This is a genomic window from Ruegeria sp. AA6 (genome assembly GCF_056542865.1).
Window position 1 is genome coordinate 201,064 of sequence record NZ_JBQGAN010000001.1, and the last position, 23,939, is coordinate 225,002.

General features: G+C 57.0%; 25 protein-coding genes. 11 read left to right on the plus strand and 14 right to left on the minus strand.

Features of this window, described 5'->3' with window-relative positions; genetic code table 11:
* Positions 1-11 precede the first annotated feature (11 nt).
* Together ACR0LN_RS00910 and ACR0LN_RS00915 are read right to left on the minus strand one after the other, a co-directional pair.
* Complete coding sequence (locus ACR0LN_RS00910) at positions 12-572, minus strand: N-acetyltransferase family protein (protein ID WP_480427058.1); 561 nt, start codon at positions 570-572, stop codon at positions 12-14.
* A 185-nt stretch (positions 573-757) separates the two neighbouring features.
* A complete protein-coding gene (locus ACR0LN_RS00915) occupies positions 758-2,350 on the minus strand; it encodes a hypothetical protein (RefSeq protein ID WP_480427060.1) in 1,593 nt (530 codons plus the stop codon).
* A 123-nt stretch (positions 2,351-2,473) separates the two neighbouring features.
* Between ACR0LN_RS00915 and ACR0LN_RS00920 the strand changes: the two genes are divergently transcribed.
* Entirely contained in the window at positions 2,474-3,181 is a 708-nt protein-coding gene (locus ACR0LN_RS00920; protein WP_480427062.1) for a thiamine diphosphokinase, read from the plus strand.
* Positions 3,182-3,222: 41 nt separating this feature from the next.
* On the opposite strand, the gene ACR0LN_RS00925 is transcribed toward ACR0LN_RS00920, so the two are convergent.
* Genes ACR0LN_RS00925 through ACR0LN_RS00935 form a run of 3 tightly spaced genes read right to left on the minus strand, consistent with a single transcriptional unit; the run spans position 3,223 to position 5,737 of the window.
* Entirely contained in the window at positions 3,223-3,639 is a 417-nt protein-coding gene (locus ACR0LN_RS00925) for a GFA family protein (protein ID WP_480427064.1), read from the minus strand.
* A gap of 21 nt (positions 3,640-3,660) precedes the next feature.
* Positions 3,661-5,034: an L-serine ammonia-lyase gene (locus ACR0LN_RS00930; protein ID WP_480427066.1), complete on the minus strand. Its 1,374-nt coding sequence runs from the start codon at positions 5,032-5,034 to the stop codon at positions 3,661-3,663.
* Between the two features lies 1 nt (position 5,035).
* On the minus strand, positions 5,036-5,737 hold the full coding sequence (locus ACR0LN_RS00935) for a glutathione S-transferase family protein (RefSeq protein WP_480427067.1): 702 nt from the start codon (positions 5,735-5,737) through the stop codon (positions 5,036-5,038).
* A gap of 167 nt (positions 5,738-5,904) precedes the next feature.
* Here ACR0LN_RS00935 and rpiA point away from each other — a divergent pair, with 167 nt between their 5' ends.
* The 6 genes from rpiA to ACR0LN_RS00965 all read left to right on the plus strand — a co-directional run bounded on the left by rpiA (position 5,905) and on the right by ACR0LN_RS00965 (position 12,137).
* Complete coding sequence (gene rpiA, locus ACR0LN_RS00940; RefSeq protein ID WP_480427069.1) at positions 5,905-6,690, plus strand: ribose-5-phosphate isomerase RpiA; 786 nt, start codon at positions 5,905-5,907, stop codon at positions 6,688-6,690.
* A gap of 179 nt (positions 6,691-6,869) precedes the next feature.
* Positions 6,870-8,228 (plus strand): glutathione-disulfide reductase, encoded by a 1,359-nt coding sequence (gene gor, locus ACR0LN_RS00945; RefSeq protein ID WP_480427072.1) that lies wholly within the window; start codon positions 6,870-6,872, stop codon positions 8,226-8,228.
* 72 nt (positions 8,229-8,300) lie between these two features.
* Positions 8,301-9,443 (plus strand): FtsH protease activity modulator HflK, encoded by a 1,143-nt coding sequence (gene hflK / locus ACR0LN_RS00950; protein WP_480427074.1) that lies wholly within the window; start codon positions 8,301-8,303, stop codon positions 9,441-9,443.
* Positions 9,443-10,321: a protease modulator HflC gene (gene hflC, locus ACR0LN_RS00955; RefSeq protein ID WP_480427075.1), complete on the plus strand. Its 879-nt coding sequence runs from the start codon at positions 9,443-9,445 to the stop codon at positions 10,319-10,321. The genes hflK and hflC overlap by 1 nt, the downstream gene beginning before the upstream one ends.
* Positions 10,321-10,515, plus strand: a complete 195-nt coding sequence (locus tag ACR0LN_RS00960; RefSeq protein WP_480427077.1) for a DUF2065 domain-containing protein — start codon at positions 10,321-10,323, stop codon at positions 10,513-10,515. The genes hflC and ACR0LN_RS00960 overlap by 1 nt, the downstream gene beginning before the upstream one ends.
* 185 nt (positions 10,516-10,700) lie before the next feature.
* Positions 10,701-12,137, plus strand: a complete 1,437-nt coding sequence (locus tag ACR0LN_RS00965; protein WP_480427679.1) for a DegQ family serine endoprotease — start codon at positions 10,701-10,703, stop codon at positions 12,135-12,137.
* Positions 12,138-12,348: 211 nt separating this feature from the next.
* On the opposite strand, the gene ACR0LN_RS00970 is transcribed toward ACR0LN_RS00965, so the two are convergent.
* The 5 genes from ACR0LN_RS00970 to ACR0LN_RS00990 form a co-directional block, all read right to left on the minus strand.
* On the minus strand, positions 12,349-13,017 hold the full coding sequence (locus ACR0LN_RS00970; protein WP_480427078.1) for a Crp/Fnr family transcriptional regulator: 669 nt from the start codon (positions 13,015-13,017) through the stop codon (positions 12,349-12,351).
* A 152-nt stretch (positions 13,018-13,169) separates the two neighbouring features.
* Positions 13,170-13,775 carry an inner membrane-spanning protein YciB gene (locus tag ACR0LN_RS00975; protein WP_480427080.1) on the minus strand — a complete coding sequence of 202 codons (606 nt, stop codon included), beginning with the start codon at positions 13,773-13,775 and terminating at the stop codon, positions 13,170-13,172.
* A 16-nt stretch (positions 13,776-13,791) separates the two neighbouring features.
* On the minus strand, positions 13,792-14,694 hold the full coding sequence (locus tag ACR0LN_RS00980; protein WP_480427082.1) for an EamA family transporter: 903 nt from the start codon (positions 14,692-14,694) through the stop codon (positions 13,792-13,794).
* 88 nt (positions 14,695-14,782) lie between these two features.
* The gene (gene ftsY / locus ACR0LN_RS00985) at positions 14,783-15,946 is read right to left on the minus strand and encodes a signal recognition particle-docking protein FtsY (protein WP_480427084.1); all 1,164 of its coding nucleotides are present in this window, start codon (positions 15,944-15,946) and stop codon (positions 14,783-14,785) included.
* 58 nt (positions 15,947-16,004) lie between these two features.
* Positions 16,005-16,643, minus strand: a complete 639-nt coding sequence (locus tag ACR0LN_RS00990) for a lysoplasmalogenase family protein (RefSeq protein WP_480427085.1) — start codon at positions 16,641-16,643, stop codon at positions 16,005-16,007.
* A 126-nt stretch (positions 16,644-16,769) separates the two neighbouring features.
* On the opposite strand from ACR0LN_RS00990, the gene ACR0LN_RS00995 reads away from it, so the two are divergent.
* Entirely contained in the window at positions 16,770-17,165 is a 396-nt protein-coding gene (locus ACR0LN_RS00995; RefSeq protein WP_480427086.1) for a hypothetical protein, read from the plus strand.
* 7 nt (positions 17,166-17,172) lie between these two features.
* On the opposite strand, the gene xseA is transcribed toward ACR0LN_RS00995, so the two are convergent.
* Positions 17,173-18,666: an exodeoxyribonuclease VII large subunit gene (xseA, locus tag ACR0LN_RS01000; RefSeq protein ID WP_480427088.1), complete on the minus strand. Its 1,494-nt coding sequence runs from the start codon at positions 18,664-18,666 to the stop codon at positions 17,173-17,175.
* 75 nt (positions 18,667-18,741) lie between these two features.
* On the opposite strand from xseA, the gene purD reads away from it, so the two are divergent.
* The gene (purD, locus tag ACR0LN_RS01005) at positions 18,742-20,004 is read left to right on the plus strand and encodes a phosphoribosylamine--glycine ligase (protein ID WP_480427090.1); all 1,263 of its coding nucleotides are present in this window, start codon (positions 18,742-18,744) and stop codon (positions 20,002-20,004) included.
* 91 nt (positions 20,005-20,095) lie between these two features.
* Here the strand turns inward: purD and ACR0LN_RS01010 are convergent, their stop codons facing one another.
* Together ACR0LN_RS01010 and ACR0LN_RS01015 are read right to left on the minus strand one after the other, a co-directional pair.
* Positions 20,096-20,890, minus strand: a complete 795-nt coding sequence (locus ACR0LN_RS01010; RefSeq protein ID WP_480427092.1) for an FG-GAP repeat domain-containing protein — start codon at positions 20,888-20,890, stop codon at positions 20,096-20,098.
* Positions 20,890-21,213, minus strand: coding sequence for a 2Fe-2S iron-sulfur cluster-binding protein (locus ACR0LN_RS01015; protein WP_480427094.1), 324 nt, complete (start codon positions 21,211-21,213; stop codon positions 20,890-20,892). The genes ACR0LN_RS01010 and ACR0LN_RS01015 overlap by 1 nt, the downstream gene beginning before the upstream one ends.
* A gap of 127 nt (positions 21,214-21,340) precedes the next feature.
* Here ACR0LN_RS01015 and ACR0LN_RS01020 point away from each other — a divergent pair, with 127 nt between their 5' ends.
* Positions 21,341-21,712 carry an OB-fold nucleic acid binding domain-containing protein gene (locus tag ACR0LN_RS01020; RefSeq protein WP_480427095.1) on the plus strand — a complete coding sequence of 124 codons (372 nt, stop codon included), beginning with the start codon at positions 21,341-21,343 and terminating at the stop codon, positions 21,710-21,712.
* A 327-nt stretch (positions 21,713-22,039) separates the two neighbouring features.
* Here ACR0LN_RS01020 and ACR0LN_RS01025 read toward each other — a convergent pair whose 3' ends face one another.
* The gene (locus tag ACR0LN_RS01025) at positions 22,040-22,549 is read right to left on the minus strand and encodes a TetR/AcrR family transcriptional regulator (protein ID WP_480427097.1); all 510 of its coding nucleotides are present in this window, start codon (positions 22,547-22,549) and stop codon (positions 22,040-22,042) included.
* A 187-nt stretch (positions 22,550-22,736) separates the two neighbouring features.
* Between ACR0LN_RS01025 and gntH the strand changes: the two genes are divergently transcribed.
* A complete protein-coding gene (gene gntH / locus ACR0LN_RS01030; RefSeq protein ID WP_480427099.1) occupies positions 22,737-23,930 on the plus strand; it encodes a guanitoxin biosynthesis MBL fold metallo-hydrolase GntH in 1,194 nt (397 codons plus the stop codon).
* Positions 23,931-23,939: the final 9 nt, after the last annotated feature.

Genomic DNA, 23,939 nt, shown 5'->3' on the forward strand with positions numbered 1-23,939 from the left:
ACGCGCTGCGATCAGCCCGTGTACCGGTCAGACACAGGCCAGCTGAGGATGGCGCGAGCCATTGCATGATACTCGCCTGAAATCTCTTCTGCCATACTGAGAGGGGTTGGCCAGGGTGCAGTCAGCGTCGCTTCGGCCTGACCTGAGACCAGTTTCAAGTCTGCGTCATGCTTTGCTGCAAGGCGCCGCATTTTCTGGTTGGTCGCAAGACAGAGCATGTGAACTTCTCGAATGCCTCGATTTCGCGCGACAGCAATGATCCGAGACAACAGGGCGTCGCCGATACCGCGGTCCTGCCATGCGGTTTCAACCGTAAAGGCGGCCTCGGCCATATTGGAGTAATTGTCCTGTAGCATGCGCAGTTCACCCACGCCGCGCAGGCACGAATCCGGAAAGGCACCGAATACCAACGCTGAATTGTCCAGTATACCGGAAAGGTAATTCTGAACACATGCAGGGCTGATCGACGCTCCGAACCGAGACGCTAGAGCTTCGCCGTCTAAGTTTTTAAAGTGGCTTATTATTTTGGGTTTATCGTAGATTCTGAGACGTCGGATTGGAAGTTCATACATGGCAGGACCCTTGTTTGAACAGCGCCAAAAAGGTGTTTTCTTGCGTCTTGGTTTAACACATTTCTGCAGTGCAGCATAGTTTTCTGCTGCGCCATAGCGTCCCGATCGTGAAATGCAGTTAGCCGTTGCAAGAAAAATGGGCCAGAGAAACCACTGACCCATTATTTCAGTGAATGGCGTGGCTATTAGCCTGCGGCTCGTTCGTCATCGGGGCGGAACCCTATCTGGGTCGAAGCCGAAAAACGACCTCCGCCTGCCTTTTCAATTTTGCCGTCCCGCAAAAGCTGACCAAAGGAACGCAGGCTTTCTTCTCGGTTGAAGTCGTCCTGCTTGAGCGAACGAATCTTATTCATAAGCTGTGGACGCGAGAACTGTTCTTGCCCTTCGATAAAGGAAAGATACGCTGCGGCGGCCTCTAACAAGTCCGGCAGGGATTGAGCGCCTTGTTCCTGAGCGAACTGGGCAAAGCCGCCTTCTTCTGGCGCTTCCTCCTCAGAAGCGCTTGTAACACGGCGGGGAGAGACTGGACCTGCGTCTTCGGCCCTATTGTCGATACGCTGTTCCGCAACAAGCTTGAGCGGCGCGGTATCATCGCTGCTGGGGCGAACGGTCGTTACTTCGACTTCGGGGCGCCGCGGGCTTACCACCGAAGACAGGTCTCCGCGATAGCCATCCTTATCCGCGTCGGACTTCTCGGTCCCCTTTTCACCGCGTTCTGCTTCGGTTGCAGCAACGGCAGCGCGCAAATGAGTGTAAGCTTCGCGTTGGTTGCTGGTGCTGGGGTCATTCAAACGCTCATCAGCTTTGTCCATGAGGCGAGAAACATCCTGATCCAGCCCCCGATTCTCCTCGTCCGCTTTGCTTGAACGGTTTGCCAGAATGGTCTCTACGTTGGATATCTCTTCCAGCAGATCGTTCTCATCATCTTCGGTAAAAATGCCTTCCTCGGATTCGGCTTCCACATCACTGTCGGCCGCTATGTTGCTGAGGATGTTGGCTTCTTCTTCATCTTCATCGAGGTCCACAAACCATGTGCCCGACAGGGCTGCGTCTTCCTCGGGTTGATCTTCGGGGGCCATGTCTGGCGCTTCGGTTTCCTGCTCCTCAGGTTCGCTATCCAGTTCCGAAAGCTCGACCTCCTCGACTTCGGCAGTCAGTTCGGCATCGGACACTGCCAGAGGTGGTGTTTCATCTTGTTGGGTGGGCTCTGCGGTCTCATTCAAATCCGCGGGGTCCAATGAGCCGGCAGCAAAGGCCGCAGCAACTGCATCAGAAGGACCGGCACTTTTCATCAAAGCCGTTTCTTCATCTTCTGTGTAGATGACCGAATTTTCTTCGGAATGAGAGACAACAGCCCGGATGCGTTGCAGTTTGGCGGCAATACTGTCAGCGGCGGGGGGCGGGGCATCTTCTACGGTTTCCGCCTCAGCAAAAAACGATTGAGCGGTGGGCGACGTGGGTGGGGTGTCAATGAGGCCCATGTCGGATGTGCTGGCGACGGGTTCCGACGCGGTCGGAGCATCTTCAGTGGCGCGGATCAGCAAACCGGCATCATTCTGGCTGGCTTCTACCCGGCGCGACGCGTCCCGCTGAGCGATCCGAGTCAACATTTCTGTATCTGGTTGCGGAGGTTCAGAACCAAAGTAGCGATCCTCAGCAGCAAGATCCCGAAAGTATTCGGCAATCGCCTTCATCGTCTCAAAGGAATCGTCAAACCCTTCCAAAGTGCATGAGAAGGTCCCGTAAGAAACGGTCAATACCTTGTTATTCTGTACCATCAGACGCACGTCCTCTACAAACTACGAAAGCCACCCAACACTGCGACAGGCACACCTGTGGCTTGAAACCTTGTATATGAACTTATCATTTTGTGGTCTCAATGTGACCAAAACCGGGAAAAAATGATCAATCGTCAAAAAAGTAAACCAATTGTGCGTTCTGAGGGACCAATTGCGTTGGTCGGTGGCGGTCAAATAGGTCCTGAAGACTTAATTATGACGCTAAATCGCGTCAATAAGGTTGTGGCCGCAGATGGTGGCGCGGTTCCGGTGATGGATTCGGGTCGTATGCCTGACGCTGTGATCGGCGATTTTGATTCGTTGGACAGTGGCTATCGCGACCGAATTCCAGAAGATTGTCTGTTCCCGATCCTTGAACAAGACAGCACCGATTTTGACAAAGCTCTTCGCAGCATCGAAGCTTCATTGGTGCTAGGTGTCGGGTTTCTTGGTGGGCGGCTGGATCACCAGTTGGCGGTACTAAATGCGTTAGTGCGGTTGCGGGATCATCCCTGCCTGTTAGTGGGAGAACACGAGATAGCATTCCATGCGCCGCCTAAAATTTCCCTTAGTCTGACCCCCGGCGATGTGGTCTCATTGTTTCCAATGCAACGAGTAACAGGCAAAAGCCGTGGGTTGGAATGGCCAATCGATGACTTGGTGCTAGAGCCGAGCGGTCGTGTTGGAACCTCCAATCGCGCTTTGGCGGATATGGAGTTGTTGGTCGACGGGCCCGGCTTGTTGGTATTGGTGCCACGCGAGGCATTGGATCAGGTCATACAAGCATTTCTGTCAGGTGAGACAGGGCGCTGGCCCGCTCATGAAGATTGAAAAACGACTGATCGCTTGGCCTTCGTGCTAGCGTTACTCAACTACGTCTGAGGCAGCGGTTGGACCTTTGTGTAGTCTGGTCCGATGCAAGTCGGCAGATCGTCACCCAACTTCAACCAGCTTAGCTTTTCCTCATGCGCCACGTGCAATGTGGGCTGCAACATGTTCGGGTCGTCCAGCGTTGCAACATAGAGGTGCAGAACACCCGACATGGATTGCGAGCGAAATGAGATTGGCGTGCCGCAGATCGGGCAAAAGCTGCGTTCTACGCCAGGCGAGGAGTTAAAAGTTTTCGGTGCCTCTCCGGTCCAGCGCCATTGTCCGTCGCGCACGGCGAAATAGGTGGTCAGCGGGGCGGCGCATTGCCGCCTGCAGCTGTCGCAATGGCATGTAACGCAAGACAGGGCAGGAGGGTCAACCTCGTAACGGACCGCGCCGCACAGACAATGTCCCTGCATGGTTTCCCTCCTGTAGATGCGTCAGCAATTGGGGATGTTTACCGCCAATCCGCCCAAAGATGTTTCTTTGTATTTCTCATGCATATCGTGACCGGTTTGGCGCATGGTCTCAATCACGGAATCCAGCGGGACGAAATGCTGGCCGTCTCCGCGCAATGCAAGTGAGGCCGCCGAGACCGCCTTGATTGCACCGAGCCCGTTGCGTTCGATACAGGGCACCTGTACCAACCCGGCGACCGGGTCACATGTCATGCCCAGATGATGCTCCAGAGCGATTTCAGCGGCATTTTCAACCTGCTCTGGCGTACCGCCCATCACGGCGCACAATCCTGCCGCGGCCATGGCTGACGCGCTGCCGACCTCGGCCTGACAACCTGCTTCGGCACCTGAGATTGAGGCGTTGTATTTGACCAGCCCGCCGATTGCGGCGGCGGTCAGCAGGAAATCCTCGATATGGTTTTCCGATGCGCCCGGCACGTGGTCGAGGTAGTATCGCAGTACTGCCGGCAATACACCCGCCGCGCCATTTGTGGGCGCCGTTACAACCTGACCGCCTGCCGCGTTTTCCTCGTTCACGGCCATGGCATAAACGCTCATCCAGTCATTGATCGTGTGCGGGGCGTTCAGGTTCATACCACGCTCGGCCTGCAATGCGTCGTGAATACCTTTGGCGCGACGGCGCACTTTCAGACCGCCGGGCAAGATGCCGTCGGTAGTTAGGCCACGTTCGATGCAATCATTCATGACTTGCCACAGCCGAGCCGAACCCTTGGCGAAACTATCCGCACAGCCACGCGAGATTTCATTGGCGCGTTTCATCTCAGCGATGTTTTTGCCGCTGGACTTAGCCATCTCAAGCATCTCAACCGCCGACTTGAAGGGGAAGGGGACCGGGTCACCTTCATCTGTCGCCTTGCCTTCGGCCAGTTCCTCTTCGGTCAGAACGAAGCCGCCGCCAATCGAGTAATAGACCTGCCGCAGGATTACGTCGCCCTGCGCGTCGGTGGCCATAAGGATCATGCCGTTCGCATGGCCGGGCAGGTTGTGTTCGTAGTCAAAGACAAGGTCGGCCTTGGGGTCGAACTGTAGCGTCGGCAGGCCCTCGGGCGTCACGGTATGCGTCGCTGCGATCTCGGCCAGCGCGGCCTCGGCCTTATCGTTGTCATAGGTATCGGGCACGAACCCGGCCAGCCCCAGTATGGTGGCACGGTCGGTCGCGTGACCAACGCCGGTAAAGGCCAGAGACCCGTGCAACGATCCGCGCAGCCCGGCAAATTCGAACGGAGATGCGCGCATCATGTCCAGGAACCGCGCGGCCGCAACCATTGGACCCATTGTATGAGATGAGGACGGGCCGATGCCCACTTTGAACATATCGAAAACAGATAGGAACATATCAGGTAGCTGAGCCTTCTTTAGGTGTAGCGTATCTCGGAGCGATGAATGGTGTAACCCCCAAGCCCTCGGACGCGATGGCCGTTTGAGTCGCTGGCCGCGATTCCAGCCGGGTCAGGATCGACTGCAGGTTGGGGGTGTCCGCCAATTGAAACCAACTGCGGTCAGATTGGGCAGGGTACAGCGCCATCCAGCGCATTTGGCAAGCCAAGTAGTAGGTTAAAACCGACGGTTGATCCGCGTTCAGCCAGGTCGGCGCGCGCAGCGCTTCGGCCTCTAACACGCGCAGATGCTGACGCAGGCGCACGCGGATGCCGGAACGCAAGGATTCAGCTTGCGCTGCGTCGATGTATTTCTCGGCGTAAAACAGGATGCGCAGATCGGCGTGCAAGGTGTTCGAAGCAAAGAACAGCCATTTCAGAAACGCTGCCCGATCAGGGCTGTTTTGGGCGGGCGCCAATTGTCCGTGCGTGTCAGCCAACCACAGCAGAATGGCTGCCGTTTCAAAAATCGGCCCCTGCGGGGTGTCCAGTACCGGTATCAACCCATTTGGGTTCAACACCCTGTAGGCCGCGCTGTCTTGCTCGTTCTGGCGGCGATCGACCAGAACGGTTTCATAGGGCAGGCCCATTTCTTCCAACACCAATCTGATAACCAGAGAGGCGTTATCGGGGGCATAGTGCAAACGGTAGGGCGCGGTCATGTCTGATACTTATATCGCGTCCGCAGGGGTGGAAGTATTGATTGCGACGTTTCCAATCGGAAACGCGTATTTTCGTCACATGTTTGCGAGGAAACAGACTGAATTGGCACTCGCAGTTGGCGGGCGCATTTCGTATAAGTCCCGCAGTTATACAGGGAAACGCTGCCATGACCCGAGATCTGCCGCCCATCGAAAAGGCCAAATATGCTGCCGCACGCCGCGCGGCCGACATGGTTGAGGATGGGATGCGCGTTGGGCTGGGTACAGGTTCGACCGCGTCTTGGATGGTGCGACGCCTTGGTGAGCGTGCGCAGGACGAAGGTCTGCGGATCAAAGCTGTACCGACCTCGACCCGCACTGCGCAATTGGCCCGGGAGGTCGGGATCGAGGTAATCTCGCTTGATCAAGCCGGTTGGCTGGACCTGACAATAGACGGCGCAGACGAGTTTGACAGTGAGTTGAACCTTATTAAAGGCGGTGGCGGTGCACATCTGCAGGAGAAGATCGTCGCTACGGCCAGTGACCAGATGATCGTTATTGCCGACGCCGGGAAAGAAGTGGAGACGCTGGGTGCGTTCCCTTTGCCGGTCGAAGTCATCCCTTTCGGCTGGCAGACCACCCGCACCCTTATCGAAGAGGCGCTGGACACGATGGATGTGCTGGGCACCTCGGCTATGCTTCGGATGAATGGCGAAGCGCCTTTTGTGACGGATGAAGGGAACCACATTCTTGATCTGCATCTGCAGCGTATCGGCAATGCGCGGCAACTTGCTCTGGTACTCAATCAGGTGCCTGGTGTGGTCGAGAACGGTTTGTTTATTGATATCTGTGACAAAGTTTTGATCGGCTATGGCGATGGTCGGGTCGAACTGCGCGACATCAACGCAGGCACTTCTGAATTGGACCAACTGATCGAAGGCGGCGACAACCTGTTTTCGGATTTGGCGGATTAACGAGCGTTCCGGGTGCCAAATGCCGCATGTCAGGAAAATGAGAGCAAGAGGTAGCGCTTCACATGTCCGTTTGCCATGGCGGGTCAATCTTCAACGCGGAGTGAATTGCAACTCGGGAAGTAAACCTTATCTGAGGGTTGCTGAATTTCACCCCAATCAGAACAATGACGGGAAATACTATGAGCTTTGACTATGATCTGTTCGTCATCGGAGGCGGCTCGGGCGGGGTCCGCGCGGCGCGTGTGGCGGCGGGCGAAAACGGTGCCAAGGTGGCGCTGGCCGAAGAGGACCGCTATGGCGGGACCTGCGTCATTCGGGGCTGTGTGCCGAAGAAGTTGATGGTTTTCGCCAGCGAGTTTTCCGGCATGGTTGATGATGCGCAGGCATACGGGTGGGACATTCAGCCCGGTGCTTTGAACTGGAATACGTTCCACGGCAAGCTGGTGGCGGAACTGGACAGGCTAGAGGGTATTTACCGCAATATCCTGAAAAATAACGGCGTCGAGAGCTTTGATCAGCGCGCGCATATTGTGGATGCCCACACGGTCGAATTGGCCGATGGCACTCGCAAGACAGCCAAGCACATTCTGATTGCCACCGGTGGCCGCCCGGTTGTGCCCGAGTTTCCGGGCTCGGAACTGGCGATTACATCGAACGAGATTTTCCATCTGGAACAGCTGCCGGAAAGCATCCTGATCGTCGGTGGCGGTTACATTGCCAGCGAGTTCGCGGGGATCATGAACGGAATGGGTGTGAAGACCACTCAGTTCTATCGTGGCGCGCAAATCCTGCGCGGGTTCGACGAAGAGGCGCGCGGTCTGATCAGCGAAGAAATGTGCCAGAACGGCGTTGATCTGCATCTGGGCACCAATGTGCTTGAGATGAAAAAGCAGGGCGACAAGATCTGGGTCAAGGCCACCAATGGCTCCGAACAGCTGTTCGACGTGGTCATGTACGCCACCGGCCGCGTCCCCAACGCCGATAATCTGGGGCTTGAGGCTGTTGGCGTCGAACGTGGCCGCAAGGGTGAGATCATCGTGGACGAATACAGCCAGACCGGCGTGCCTTCGATCTATGCCATCGGTGATGTGACCGACCGCGTGAACCTGACGCCTGTGGCGATCCGCGAGGGCATGGCCTTTGTCGAGACCGTCTTCAAAGGCAACCCGACACCAGTGGATCATGAACTGATCCCAACCGCGATCTTCACTCAGCCGGAATTCGGTACCGTGGGCCTCAGCGAAGAGGACGCGGCGGCGCAGGAACCGATCGAGGTTTATGCAACCTCATTCAAACCTATGCAAAAGGCCTTTGCAGGCGGAACTCAGCGAGTTCTGATGAAACTGATCGTCAGTCAGGCGACCCGCAAGGTGCTGGGATGTCATATCGTTGCGCCCGGCGCGGGCGAGATGATCCAGCTTGCAGGCATTGCCGTAAAGATGGGCGCAACCAAGGAAGATTTTGACCGTACCGTCGCCGTTCACCCGGTCATGGCCGAAGAACTGGTGACAATGCGGCAACCTGTTCGCACTGCTTGATTTGCAACTGCGAACACACAAGTTACAAGGGAACCCGTGATCACACGGTCCAACACAAGGGAATAGATACATATGGCGGGCAACAGCGGTGGCCCCTGGGGGGGCGGAGGCTCTTCCGGCGGCGGAGGAAATCGGGGTAACAACGGGGATGGGCGCAAGCCCCCCGAAGGCGACGGCCCGCAGATCCCCGAGATCGATGAGCTGATGAAGAAAGGCCAGGAACAGCTGCGCGTTCTGATGGGCGGTCGCGGCGGTTCAGGCCGTGGTGGCGGTCAGGGTTCAGGTGGGGGTGGTCCCATCTTTACCAAGGGCACGATTCTGATCGGTGTGGTCGTTGCAGCCGTGCTTTGGGGTGCGGCCAGCTTCTATACTGTGAAACCCGAAGAGCAGTCGGTTGAGCTGTTTCTGGGTGAGTTCTCGGCCGTCGGTAATCCAGGTCTGAACTTTGCCCCGTGGCCCTTCGTGACCGCAGAGGTCATCCCGGTCACTCGCGAACAGACCGAGGATATGGGCGGCGCACGCGGTAGTGATGATGGCCTGATGCTGACCGGCGACGAAAACGTTGTCGACATCGACTATCAGGTCGTTTGGAACATCAATGATCCGGCCAAGTTCTTGTTCAACCTGCGAGATCCGCGCCAGACGATCCGCGCCGTGTCGGAATCGGCGATGCGTGAGATCATCGCGCAAAGCGAACTGGCCCCGATCCTGAACCGGGATCGTGGTATCATCGCAGAACGCCTGCAAGAGCTGATCCAGTCGACAATGGATAGCTACGACTCGGGCATCAACATCGTTCGCGTGAACTTCGACAAAGCCGACCCGCCGCAGGACGTGATTGCCGCGTTCCGCGACGTTCAGGCCGCCGCGCAGGAACGTGACCGTCTGCAGAACGTGGCTGATGCCTACGCCAACCGTGTGCTTGCGGAAGCGCGTGGTGAAGCCGCGCAGGTTCTGGAAGAAGCAGAAGCCTATCGCGCCCAACAGATCAACAGCGCTCAGGGTGAAGCCAGCCGCTTTAGTGCGGTTCTGGAAGAATACTCCAAAGCGCCGGATGTGACCCGTAAACGCCTCTATCTGGAACGGATGGAGCAGGTTCTGGGTGACGTGGATAAGATCATTCTGGACGAAAACTCGACCGGTTCGGGGCAGGGCGTCGTGCCTTATCTGCCGCTGAACGAGCTGCGCCGCAATCAGGCCGAGGAGAGCAACTGATGCGTAAATCACCCATTCTTCTCATTATCGTTGTGATACTGGGCGTTGTCGGTCTGTCTTCGATCTTTATTGTGGACGAGCGTGAACGCGCGTTGGTTCTGCAGTTTGGCCGCGTTGTTGCCGTGAAAGAAGATCCCGGTCTGGCTTTCAAGATTCCGCTGATTCAGGAAGTGGTTCGCTATGATGACCGCATCCTGTCGATCGATGTTCAGCCGCTGGAGGTGACACCTCTGGATGACCGTCGTCTGGTGGTTGACGCCTTCGCTCGTTACCGGATTTCCGATCTGAACAGGTTCCGCCAAGCCGTGGGTGTAGGCGGTATTCCGGTGGCCGAAGATCGTCTGGACCGTATCCTGCGCGCTGAAACCCGCGAAGTTCTGGGTTCGGTTTCGTCCCGCGATATTCTCAGCTCGGACCGTGCCGCGCTGATGCTGCGTATCCGAAACAGCGCAATTGCCGAAGCGCAGGCGCTAGGCGTCAACGTGATCGACGTGCGTCTAAAGGCAACCGATCTGCCTCAAGCCAACCTCGAAGCGACCTTCGACCGGATGAAAGCTGAACGTGAACGTGAGGCGACCGACGAACGCGCCCGTGGTAACGAGGCCGCGCAGCGTGTCCGCGCGCAAGCCGACCGGACCGTGGTTGAACTGGTCTCGGATGCCAACCGCGAGGCTGAGATCATTCGCGGTGAGGCTGATGCCGAACGCAACGCGATCTTCGCCGAAGCCTTCGGCAAAGACCCGGAGTTCTTCGAGTTCTATCGCTCGCTTTCTGCGTATGAACGCGCGCTGGGCGGCAGCAACAGTTCGATGGTGTTGAGCCCGGATTCGGAGTTCTTCAACTACCTGAAATCGCCCACCGGGCAGGCATCCCAGTAATGGGGATGATCCTTCTGGCCCTTGGGCTGGTACTGATTGTCGAGGGGCTGGCCTACGCGCTGGCCCCTTCGCTTATTGAGCGCATGCTTGAAGCCCTGCGGTCATTGCCGGAACAGGCGCTGCGGCTGATGGGTCTTCTGTGCGTGGTCAGTGGTCTGGTGCTGCTGTGGGGTGCCTATCAGCTTGGGTTTTAGTGTGATGATTTCAATTGCCGGTGAATTCCTCGCGATCCCGAGTTGCTCGTTTGATCAAACTGACTACATTGGTCTTTAAGAAAGGTTGCTGAGGGGCAACCGCACAAGAATTGTCGACAAGGAGTTCCCAAGTGCAGGCACAAGCACGCAGTATTTCCGTCCCGAGGGACGATGGTGTTGGTTTCATGCGGCTGATGTGGCTGGCCTTTGCGGGGATGCTACTTGTATTGGCCCAAACCGTTGCCGCACAGGCGCGGGGTGAAAGTCTGGCCCCTCTGGCCGAAAAGATCAGCCCGGCAGTGGTGAATATCACCACTTCGACCTTGATCGAAGGGCAGACGGGTCCACAGGGGATCGTGCCCGAGGGCTCTCCGTTCGAAGATTTCTTTCGCGAGTTTCAGGATCGCAACGGTGAAGACGGCAACCGCCCGCGCCGTAGTAACGCGCTGGGCTCTGGATTTGTGATTTCCGAGGACGGCTATATCGTCACCAACAATCACGTCATCGCAGAAGCGGATGAAATTCTGGTGGAATTCTTCCCCGGCGACGGTCAGCCCAAAAAGGAACTGCCCGCCAAGGTGATCGGCACGGATGAAAAAACAGATATTGCATTGCTCAAGGTCGAGGCCACGGGGCCGCTGCAATATGTAAAATTCGGTGACAGCGACATCGCGCGCGTGGGCGATTGGGTGATCGCCATGGGCAACCCGCTGGGTCAAGGATTTTCGGTATCGGCCGGCATCGTTTCGGCCCGCAACCGGGCTTTGAGCGGATCGTATGACGACTACATCCAGACCGACGCTGCGATCAACCGGGGCAACTCGGGCGGTCCGCTGTTCAACATGGATGGTGAAGTGATCGGCGTGAACACTGCGATCCTGTCACCCAATGGCGGTTCGATCGGGATCGGTTTCTCGATGGCCTCAAACGTTGTCATCAAAGTTGTCGACCAGTTGCGCGAGTTTGGTGAGACCCGCCGTGGCTGGCTGGGTGTACGGATTCAGGACGTGACCGAGGACATGGCCGAGGCGATGGGGCTTGAAAAGCCGGGCGGTGCGCTGATCAGCGACGTCCCGGACGGGCCGGCAAAGGACGCCGGTTTGCTGGCCGGGGACGTGATCCTCAGCTTTGATGGTGTCGAAGTCGAAGACACACGTGGTCTGGTACGTCAGGTGGGTGAGACCACGGTCGGCAAATCGGTCCGCGTTGTGGTGCACCGCGATGGCGGCACCCAGACAGTACTAGTGACGCTGGGGCGCCGCGAGGATGCCGAGCGTGCCGAAGAAGGTGATGAGGATGCACCCGAAGCACCAGCTGATGAGAATGCTGATATTCTGGGTCTGACGATATCGCCGCTGACTGACACGTTGCGGTCGGATCTTGGTTTGGACGCGGACGCCGAAGGCTTGGTGGTGACCGAGGTTGATGAATCGTCGGAAGCCTTTTCAAAAGGTCTGCGCGCCGGTGATCTGATCACCGAAGCCGGCCAGCAAAAGGTAAGCTCGATCGAAGATCTCGAGGCGCGTATGGAAGAAGCGCGTGAAGCTGGGCGAAAGTCATTGTTGCTATTGGTGCGTCGGGGCGGCGAACCGCGATTTGTGGCGCTGAGCCTGGGCGAGTAGCCTATACGTAGAAAAAATCAAAAGGCCGGGTCGTTCGCCCCGGCCTTTTTTGTGCTGCGAGGAAATGAGCCACACACCGGGGAGGCGCGTGGCTCTGATACAGGGAGAGGTCAGTGGACAGATATCGGGGATGATTCTCTGACCTCCTACGGTAACATGTACGAGGTTAGGCCTGATGCTGCCCACGGTCTGTGAAGCAGGTCACAGCGGGTCAGATAAGATCGGATTCAGCCAGTGCTTTAAGGGCCTCAAAGTCCTGAATCAGGATCCCGCCCCGAGAGGCCTCGACAACATTGTCGCGCTTCCAGGTGGAAATCGTTTTGGACACCGCTTCGCGTGTGGCGCCGACGAATTCGGCCAGTTCGCTTTGGGATAGGGTGATCCTTGTCGAGGGGTCGTCCTGCAGTTTGGACAAATGCAATAGTTTGCGCGCCAGTCGGATCGGCATCGGTAGGAAAACCTGCTCGTTCAGTTGCGAACCCATCCATCGCATGCGCAATCCTGCCAGCCGGATCAGATCAACGGCCAGTTCGGGGTGCTGCTGAATCTGTTCCATCACGTCGCCTTGCCGCACGCGTAACACGCGGGAGGGTTCGGCCGCAGCGATGGTGGCGGTCCGGGGGCCGCTGTCAAACAAGGCGATTTCACCAAAGACTTCTCCGGGCCGCATCAGGGTTAAAGAAAGCTTGCGGCCACTCATGGCAAGAAAGGATACCTCAAGCGTGCCTTCCAAAATAGCAAACAGAGCGTCGCCTTCGTCACCTTGTTCAAACAGAACCTCGCCGCGCTCCAAGGAAATCTCGGTCGCCTGAGCGGAAAGCATGGCCTTCAATCCGTCGGATGCCTCGGACAGAAAGCCGCTGTCTGGGAAAGCCTTCATAGGTATCGGGTTCTCCGACTGTGAGTGGTGACACAACTTTCCACAGCTTCGGCGTTTAGCCAAGGTTTTTGTCTAATTTATTGAGCAATCTGGCCGGGAACTGGCGCAAAACCTTCTAAACCCATAGGGTGAGCATCCCGATTGGGGTATTCTTACTGGCGGTCGGGATCGTCCATGTAATTTTGCAGCAGATTGAATTGCAACATCAGAAACGCCATCAGTGCAATTGGGAACGCGAAGGTTTCGATCTTGACCCAATGATCAGTCGACATCGTCCGCCAGACAAATTCATTGGCAATGGCGAGGACTGCAAAACACCCGCATAGGCGGCGGGTCAAGATCATCCAACCCTCGTGGCGCATCGGTAGCATCTCATCCAGAATATAGGCGAGGTAGGATTTGCCTTGCAGCAGGCCGATGCCCAGCATGATCGAGAAAAATCCGTAAACCAATGTGGTTTTCATCTTGAAAAACCGCTCATCGTTGAACCAGGCGGTCAGGCCACCGAAGAAGATGACCATGATCGCGGTAAAAATCTGTATCCGGCTGAGTTTGCCGGTCAGGTACCAGAGGATGCCCATTGCGGCCAGCATCAGCGGGACGAACAAAATGGTGGCGACGATAAAGCCGGAATACTCGGTGCCACCGATCAGAAAACTGTCATCACGTAACCGCAGGTAGATGAAGAAGAAGGCCAGCGGGGGGCCAAGCTCCAGCACCTGTTTCAGAAACGGGTTGATCTCTTTTTTACCTGTCATCGGTTCTTCCTGCTGCTTACCCGCCCATTTCAACTATTACAGCGCCGAGTGCAATCAATGCCATCAGCGCGATCCGTCTGGGGCCGACGGTTTCCTTTAACACAAGCCATCCGATCAATGCCGCAAAGACCGTCGAAGTTTCGCGCAGAACGGCGGCTTCGCCAACTTTGTCCAGCCTTGTAGCCAGCATGATCGCTCCGAAAGACATGGGGGCGATGATGCCGCCTGCCAACCCGCGCAGCATCAAAGGTCCGATAGCCGGGCGGTTGATCATGGCCCGCCATCTGAGGAAGGCGTAGAATGGCATGGCGGCGCCGTCGATCATGAAGAACCAGGCCAGAAAGGTGAACGGGTCAGCAGTGGCGCGGATGCCATAGGCGTCATAGGTCGTGTAGAGCGCCACGAAAAGACCGGTGGCCACGGCCAGAAAAAGTGCAATGCCCAGCGTTTCACGGTTGGTCTCGAGAAAGCGGAAATTGTAGGCGGCCAGCCCGAAGATACCTGTAAGCAGAACGGCCACGCCAAACCATTGAGTGCCAGAAAATGTCTCGCCAAATAGCAGGTAGGCGCCGATGACAGTGAACAGAGGGCCTGTGCCCCGAACAACCGGATATACGACGGTGTAGGAGCCCTTTGTGTAGGCCATCGCCTGCAGGATTTTATAAGCGATGTGGATCAGCCAGACGACGGCGAAGATCGGCCACATGTAGGGTTCCGGCCACGGCACGACAAACAAAGCAAACGGGGCGGCCATTAGGCAATAGCTGGCGTCGATAGCCCCGCGCGAAAGCCACGGGTCGTGGCGGCCTTTCTGCAAAGCCCCGAAAACCGCGTGCAGGAAGGCAGCCATAAGGGCAAGCCCGAGGGCGAGCTGGTGGCCTGCGTTCGTGCCTTCGAGTGAGATCAGCCAGTCGCTCAAGTGTCAGATCTTTTCGCTGAATGGAGAGGCTGGGGGTTTTCCACCCCCAGACCCCCGGAAGGTATTTTTAGCCAGATGAAGAGGCGGATCAGCTTTGGCCCAGACCAGTGAGGGCGGCGGCGAATTCTTCGGGGTCGAAGGGGGCGAGGTCGTCGATTTGCTCTCCGACGCCGATGGCGTGGATCGGCAGGCCGAACTTGTCGGCCAGTGCCACCAGGACGCCGCCCTTGGCCGTGCCGTCGAGTTTGGTCATCACGAGGCCCGAAACATCGGCCAGATTGCGGAAGGTTTCCACTTGGCTGAGTGCGTTTTGACCTGTGGTGGCGTCCAGCACCAGCAGGGTGTTATGCGGCGCGGTTTCGTCCACCTTGCGGATGACGCGGACGATTTTGGCAAGTTCCTCCATCAGGTCGGTGCGGTTCTGCAAGCGACCAGCGGTGTCGAACATCAGAAGGTCTGCACCGTCTTCTTGCGCTTTGGTCAACGCATCGAAGGCGAGGCTGGCGGGGTCTGAGCCTTCGGGAGCCGTCAGAACGGGTACACCCGCGCGTTCACCCCAGACTTGCAGTTGTTCAACGGCGGCAGCGCGGAAGGTATCTCCGGCGGCGATAACGACTTTTTTGCCAGCAGCTTTGAACTGGCTGGCGAGTTTGCCGATTGTGGTGGTCTTGCCCGAGCCGTTGACGCCGACAACCAGCACCACTTGCGGGCGTTTGGGGTAGATGGGCAGCGGCTTGGCCACCGGCTCCATCACGCGCGCAACTTCCTGTGCCAGAAGCTGTTTGATTTCCTGGGTCGAGAGTTTGCGCCCATAGCGACCCTCGGCCATGTTGGCGGTGACGCGCAGGGCGGTATCAACACCCATGTCCGATGCGATCAGCAGTTCTTCGAGCTGCTCCAGCATGTCGTCATCCAGCGTGCGGCGGATAGCGGTTTTGCTTTCGCTGCGGCCGAACAGGCGGCCCAGGACCCCTTTGGACGGGGTTGCTTCGGGCGGCGGTGGCGCTGGTGTCGGGTCAGCAGGTGCAGGTTCAGGTACTTCAACCGGTTGCGGCGCTGGCGCGGGTTCCGGCACTTCCGGCACCGGTTGGGGGACTTCTGGCACAGGTTCAGGCTGCGGCTCTGGCTCGGGGATGATCGGGTCAGGTGTGGTCGTTTCCTCACCGCCATCTTCGACAATGGCCTCAAGCCCCTGTTCGAGGCGGGACGAGGATTTGAACAGCTTGTCCTTGAGCTTTGAGAAAAACGCCATTTTTGGTCTCCGCAGGTGTTCCCCTCACCTAATGCGGATTTGCGGCAGTTGCAAAGGGTCAGAGAAACGCGATCAGCAAACCGGCCTGTGCGCCCCAATAAAGCACCCAGACCAGATAGGGTGTGATCTTTTGGGTGGGATGATCCGGGGGCAGCAGAAACTTCTCGGTCGCAAGTATTAGATCAGAGGCGATGAAGGCCAGAGCAGCAGGCAAAGCCCATCGCAGGGCTCCGGTATCGGGAACGGCCAGAACGGTCACGCCCATGCCCAGGATGATCGGAATATAGCCCAGCACAGGCACTTTGAGGTCTCGGGCGCGTGGGGCCAGAACGGTGGCAGCGACGATGCCGAGAATGATGAGTGACCAGAAATAATCAGGCTTTTCAAAGATCAGTGCAAGGTCGCTGCTGGGGTAGGACAGGAACAGGGCGATGTACGCCAGATGCCCTGCAGCGAATGCGCCGACGCCTGCAATGAAGGTGCGATCCGTCTCGCGCGAGAGCAGCGCATCGCCAATGGCGCAAAGGCCGAGGGCGAGGATCAGGAAGAACGGAGCAGAGTTAAGAGCGGCGATCACGGCCAGAATGGCGACGGACGCGGTCTTGAGAGCAGACCGTAAAGCATTGGCTGGGCGTGGCGACAGGGGTAAATAGGCCAAAGCGCATGCTGCCGCGAGCCAGAAGAATGCTGTTTCCATGATTTCCTCCCGGTTTTCATTAGCTTGTGCCGCTTTGTTGTTGCACCTCAACCGGTGATGTTGAGGCAGGTGATGTTCAGGAAATGGTGGTTGGCGTCGGGCAGAAGCATCTGACACAATGAGGTTATGCTTAGATATCTTGCGATTCTTCTATTGCTGCCGATTTCTTCAGCATCGGCTCAGACAGCGCTGACCGGCTCGGAATTCGACGAATACACGCGTGGAAAAACTCTGTTCTATGGATTTCAGGGGCAAGTGTACGGAGTTGAACGGTATCTGCCAAATCGCCGGGTGATCTGGTCATTTCTGGACGGCAATTGCAAAGAAGGTTTGTGGTACGAACAGGGGGATCTGATCTGTTTCATCTACGAAGACCGGCTGGACCCCCAGTGCTGGGTTTTCACTCGGTCAGGCGATGGTTTGATTGCGCAATTTGAGGGTGACCCGGCCCAGACCGAACTCTACGAAGCCGAAGATATCGACGAAGAGATGGTGTGTTACGGACCGGACATTGGGGTTTAGGCCACTATTAGAATAGTGAACCCTGATCCGGTGCGTCCTTTTTGGTGGCTTGCTTGGGGGTCGCTCGAGCGGCGACGGATTGACCGGTCATCAGAACGCCGTCGGTAAATTCGATCTCGAGCGCGCTGTGTTTTGCGGCCTGTTCCTTTGTTGTCACCACCTGATCGTCTGCGCGCACAACGGCATATCCCCGTTGCAACGTTGCCTTATAGCTAAGAGTTTCGCGCAACCGGTCGGTGGCGTCCAACCCTTGCCGCATCCGATCAAGTCGCGTTGCCTGGGCCACGTTCATACGTTCAGCCAGACGGGAGACGGTTTGGCCCTGCACTTCGATTTCGCGCTGAATTGGGCGTAACGAGAGGCGAGAGGACAGGTTTCGTACGGCTTCCTGACCACTTGAGACGAGGTTGCGTAGGGTCGAAGGGCGCAAATGGGCGGACAGTTTTACAACCTGCAAGTGGCGATTTTGAACGCCGCGCTCCAGGGCGGGCGTCAGGCGGTCAGCAATCAAATCAAGCCGTTGGCGCGGCGTGTTCAACAGGCTGTCAGGGCGTGGCAACGCGCGGGACAGGTCGCGCAGTCGCTGCGATCTTCGTTGAACTGCGTCGGTCGCCGCGCGGGACAATCGCGCGCCTTGCTCTCCGGTCCAGGCTAACAGTTCCATCCGTACAGGCACGGCCAGCTCGGCGGCGGCGGTTGGTGTTGGTGCGCGGCGGTCTGAAACGAAGTCGATCAGCGTAGTATCGGTTTCATGTCCCACGGCTGAAATCAGAGGGATGTCCGACGCTGCGGTAGCCCGCGCCACGACTTCTTCGTTAAACCCCCATAGGTCTTCTATCGACCCACCTCCTCGGGCGACAATTATCAGGTCAGGGCGAGGCAGAGCCCCTCCGGGTGTCAGCTTGTTGAAACCTTCGATTGCACTGGCAACTTCGGGTGCGCAGTTCGAGCCCTGAACGGCCACCGGCCAAATCAGCACTTTGCGCGGAAACCGGTCGCGTAAGCGATGCAGAATATCGCGGATCACTGCGCCCGAGGGTGACGTCACTACGCCAATGATCTGAGGGAGGTAAGGCAGAGGTTTCTTGCGTTCAGGAGCGAACAGTCCTTCAGCCTCAAGCTGTTTTTTGCGCTTTTCCAGCAGGGCCATCAGCGCGCCTTGCCCGGCGACGGCGACCTCGTCGACATTCAGGTTGTATTTGGACTGTGCGCCGAATGCGGTCAGGCGACCGGTCACGACCACTTCCAACCCTTCTTCCGGGACCACCGACAGACCCGAAATCTGGCCCTTCCATGTGGTGCATGCCAGTACGTTCCGGTCATCCTTGATGTCATAGTAAAGATGACCCGACCGTGCCTTGAACACGCGCCCGACCTCGCCGCGCACGCGGATTCGCCCAAACGTACCTTCAAGCGTTCGCTTCACCTCTCCCGAGATGTCCGAAACTGTATATTCAGGGGTGTTTTGGCCGGGAATGGGGTCGTCTAGCAGGTCGGACATTTCAGCGCCTTGTGTCAAATGCCCGGCCAGCTTAGAACGCCCGGCAAGCGAGGCCAAGCAGATCGGAGTGCATTCATGAATATCCTCATTCTCGGCAGTGGTGGGCGGGAACACAGCCTGGCCTGGGCAGTGATGCAGAACCCCAAGTGTGACCGGCTGATTGTTGCGCCGGGTAATGCCGGGATCGCACAGATCGCTGATTGTGCCGCACTGGATATCGAGAACGGTGGGGCCGTGGTGAGCTTTGCCGAAGAGAATGCGATTGATTTCGTGATCGTTGGCCCCGAAGCCCCATTGGCGGCCGGAGTTGCGGATCGTTTGCGTGAAGCGGGTGTGCTGGTGTTCGGGCCGTCTGCGGCTGCAGCGCAGTTGGAAGCATCAAAAAGCTTTACTAAGGAAATCTGTGATGCGTCGGGTGCACCCACCGCAGATTACGCACGGTTCACCGAGGCCGAACCGGCGAGGGCCTATATCCGCGAGCAAGGCGCGCCGATTGTGGTCAAGGCTGATGGTCTGGCAGCGGGCAAAGGCGTGATCGTGGCGATGGACGAGCAAACCGCGCTTGAGGCTATCGACGATATGTTCGGCGGCGCTTTTGGCGGAGCCGGGGCCGAAGTGGTCGTCGAAGAGTTCATGGACGGCGAAGAAGCTTCGCTTTTTGTGCTATGTGACGGCGAGGACATCCTGTCCATCGGTACTGCGCAGGACCACAAGCGTGTTGGCGACGGCGATACCGGGCTGAACACTGGCGGTATGGGGGCGTATTCCCCCGCACCGGTTCTGAGCGCCAAGGTCGAACGGCGCGCGATGGAAGAGATCATCAAGCCAACGGTTGCCGAAATGAAACGCCGTGGCATGCCGTTTCAGGGTGTTCTTTATGCCGGGTTGATGATCAAGGAGGGTCAGCCCCGTCTGGTGGAATACAACGTGCGTTTTGGTGATCCGGAATGCCAGGTTCTTATGATGCGTCTTGGCGCTCAGGCGATGGACCTAATGCATGCCGCTGCCGAAGGACGATTGGGTCAAGCGCGCGTGAACTGGGCGGATGATCATGCTTTAACGGTTGTGATGGCAGCGAATGGCTATCCGGGTTCCTATGAAAAGGGTAGCGTGATTGGCGGCCTCGAAGGGCTGCCGGAGGACAGCGCGAATATGGTGTTCCATGCGGGCACCAAATCTTCGGGTGGTCACATAGTGGCATCGGGCGGGCGTGTTCTGAACGTCACCGCACGTGGTGACACGCTGCAGGAAGCGCGGGATCGGGCCTATGAAGCAGTTGATGGTATCGATTGGCCGGATGGGTTCTTCCGCCGCGACATCGGTTGGCGGGCGCTTTAATACAAAGGCTCCCGCGCCCTGACGCCGCATCAAAGATGCGACGCCAAAGGCCTTGGGCCGGGCAGCCCGCTGGTGCGGGCTGCGGTTGGGCCTAGTTTGAGCAGGTCAAAGCTTGTTTCATTGCTTTGCGGCTAAACGGGGACAAGTTTCGCGTTTTCCAATCTCCGTCGTGCCGGACGCTGACCACTTTCTGCCAATCGGCGCTGACGACGATCAGTTCAGGGCCGGTTCCACAGTCTCTGATTCCGCCGGTGATGAAGTCTTCACCGATGCGGTGATTGGTCAGGTCAGGTAAACTGGCGATCTCGGTCAGGTCACCATCCTCGAAGCGCCAAATGCGCAGGGTCTTGGCCAGATGCGGGCGGTCGACATAAGCGATTTCTACATAGCCGTCGCCATCCAGATCGGCAGCGCCAACAGGGGCGAGCCAGCGGAAACGCGTGCCGATGTGAGGTGTTGCGGCGATTTTTTCACCGCGCGCATTGTAGATGGCGAGTTGGGCGCCTTCATGTGCGCTGGATTCGACCACAATGACTTCGTTTGTGCCATCTAGGTTCACATCGACGAGGCGCGGCTCTAGGTCTTCAAAGACACGATCCGGGGGTAGCCGAACGGACTGCGTTGTCCATTCGTATACCGGTTGCAAGCGGAGTAAATCTTGTGAAGAGGTGTTTTCGATCCTCATTTCCAGCCCACCATATTCAACAAAATCCCCCAAGACACCATGGGCGTAGCGTGTGGTCGTATTTGTGAAATGGGCGCGTATGACGGTGTCTTTGGCTACGACAGGGACTGCGTCGACTAACCACACGCTCAACGCCAGCAGCGCGCCGCGTGCCCGACATTGCCACATGCGGGCGGGCAGGTGCGGCGCTTTGGGGATCATCAGATCTGTTTTTCGGGCATCTGTACGACCAGACCGTCCAGCTCATCCGTGACCTTGATTTGGCAGGTCAGGCGCGAGCGTGCGGGGTCTGGCTCATAGGCAAAGTCCAGCATGTCCTCTTCCATGTCGTCCTTGGCCGGGACTTTCTCGACCCAGTCGGGGTGAAGATAGACGTGGCAGGTCGAACAGGCGCAGGCGCCGCCGCAATCGGCTTCGATGCCGGGGATGTTGTTGTCGCGGGCCCCTTCCATGACAGTCAGCCCATTGGCGACTTCAACTGTGTGTTCGGTACCGCCATGCTCGACATAGGTGATCTTTGCCATTGCGTGCGTCTTCCTTTTTCGATTGTCGGTTTCTTCCTTAGTGGAGGCATTTAGGTCTTTCCAGCCTCATTTGCGACTCCTCACGCCGCGTCTGGACTTTCCTGCCGCATGTTCTATTTTTGTTCTCATGCTTGTTGCCCCTGTTCACCCCACTTCGCATAACGATAGCTGGCCGCGCCCGCCAGCCTGCCTGCCGGCCAATCGGCTGGACGATCCGCCCGAAGGTGCGCGAGTGACCGTGGCCGGGCTGGTCATCCTGCGGCAGAGGCCGGGGACGGCCAAGGGGGTGATCTTTGTCACGCTCGAGGATGAGACCGGTATCGTAAACGTGGTGGTCTGGCGTAAAATCTACGAACGTTTCCGCCGCGCGGTGATATCGGGACGGCTACTACGGGTCACGGGGCGGATGCAGCGGGCGCATTCGGTGACCCATGTAATCGCGGACGAGATCGAGGATATTTCGGGAATGCTAGATGTGCTGGTACGAGGGGAGGGATGAAGATCAGGTTTACGGGACAATCTCGACCTTGGATTTTAACCTTCGCTGGTGCAGCATGACCTCGCAGTCGCAGCACGATGTATTTGCTGTTGCAGAAGATGTCGCCAAAGCGGTCACTGAAAGCCGCGACGAAGCGCAAGTCTCAAACCGCTCTTTCGCCGCAGAAAGGCCCGACAATTCAGATGCGGGACGAAGCGGACCTTGATGGTCACAGACTTAACGTCGGCTTCTGGCATTGTTGCGTGAGCTGTTTCTACAGGGCAATTAAAAACTGGCTGTCCATTTCGAGCAAACTTACAATGCAGGGCAACTTTCTTGTTCTTTCTTCTACTTTCCGACAAGAATTGCATGTTCCCGCTCTATAACCTTTTCCCAATCACCTTGCGCTTTCAGACCTGTAGAAGAGTCTCCCATTAGCGAAGTAACCATCAATCTTCCACGCGCTTTCGCTTCTTCTTTCGAAAACCCGGCCTGTTCAAACATCCAGGCGGCGAACTGGAATCGTTTGCCGATGGTTCTTTGATACGCTTCTCTTACCTTCTCATCGGTATTCGCCCACACTGAGACAGCGTGATCTGGCAACGCGGCGTCCTCTTCAATGACCTTTTTCATGAGAAGAAGAATGCGGTCTTCCGGGGGACCGCCAAATGTCTTTGCCTGTGTGATCACTTTGTCAGTCAGTTCCTGCTCCCAATATCTGAGAACCTCATCCAAAAGCTCACGGACGTTCTTGAAATGCCAATAAAAGCTGCCGCTTGTCAGGTTCATTCGCTTTGCCATTGGCACGACCTTTATCGCGGAAACGCCGCCCTCGTTGAGAACTTTGTAGGCCAGCAATATCCAGTCTTCCTTGGTCGCGGCGTTTTTGGGTGAGGCTCGGGTGACAGTTTCTGACATTCAGATTACAGCATTCTTTATTTGACATAGAGTAGTCTATGGACTTACCGTAGAGATGTCTATGGTGAACGAGAAGTTCACGAAGTCGTGTTCTCTTTAGAGGCTTCGCTTTGAAAGGGGGGGATCAATGAATAGTTTAATGAAATCCGCAACCGCTACACTGTTGGCGCTAGGCATGACACTGGCTGGCACAGCCACGGCGCAAAACGCCTTGCCGACGGGTCGGAGTGCCACTGAAATCGAAAACGGTATATATCCCGCGTCTTACTTTCCCAACACTGAAATCCTCGGCGAGGATGAGATGCGTATCACGGCATTGGGGACGGGGATGCCAAACCAAACCAAGGCAGCCGTTTCGATTTCGTTTTATGTGGAACTTGGGAATGGGGACGTCTTTCTGTTTGACGTAGGAACTGGCGCAACGGGAAATCTGTTCTCGCTGCGACCGGACTTCGCAAAGATCGACAAGGTCTTCTTCAGCCATTTGCATGTTGATCACGTTGGAGACTTCATGGGCCTCCACGTTGGAGGTTGGCTTTCGGGGAGATATACACCGCTCCGCATCTTCGGCCCGTCCGGATCAGAAGATGAACTGGGCACCAAAGCCTATGTTGAGGGCATGTCTAAAGCCTATGCTTGGGATTTGGCCACACGTACGGGGGCGCTGCCGGATGATGGCGCCAAGCTCGAAGTCACTGAATTCGATTACATGCAGGAAAACGAGATCGTTTATCAGGAGAACGACGTAACTATCCGTTCCTGGCCTGCGATCCACAGTCTAGATGGCTCGGTAAGCTACTCTCTAGAATGGAATGGGCTGAAATACGTCTTTGGTGGCGATACATACCCGAACAAATGGTATGTAGAATATGCCAAAGGGGCGGACATCGCGTCTCACGAGGCCTTCCTGCCACCGGATGCGCTAGCCCCTTATTTTGGCTGGGACATGAAACAGGCGACTTATGTAGCTACGCGCGTTCATACGGAACCTGCGGCTTTCGGCAAAGTTATGTCCGCTGTCGAGCCACGCATGGCCCTAGGATATCACTCTGTTCTTTCGCCCGAAAACTATCAGGCAATCCTGGAAGGTGTCCGTTCGACATACGATGGACCGCTCACGCTGGCGCGAGATCTACAGGTGATAAACGTAACCAAGGATCAGATCGTTGTTCGGGAAGCGAGTGTTGACGAATATGCTCTGCCACCAGCTGTGAGCGACGAGTACATCAATGCACCGCGTTCAAAAGAAAAAGAGCCTTCTGAAAAGGTTCAAGCCGGCAAATGGGATGGTTACACGCCACCGCCAATGCCGGAAAATTAAAGTTCAGGG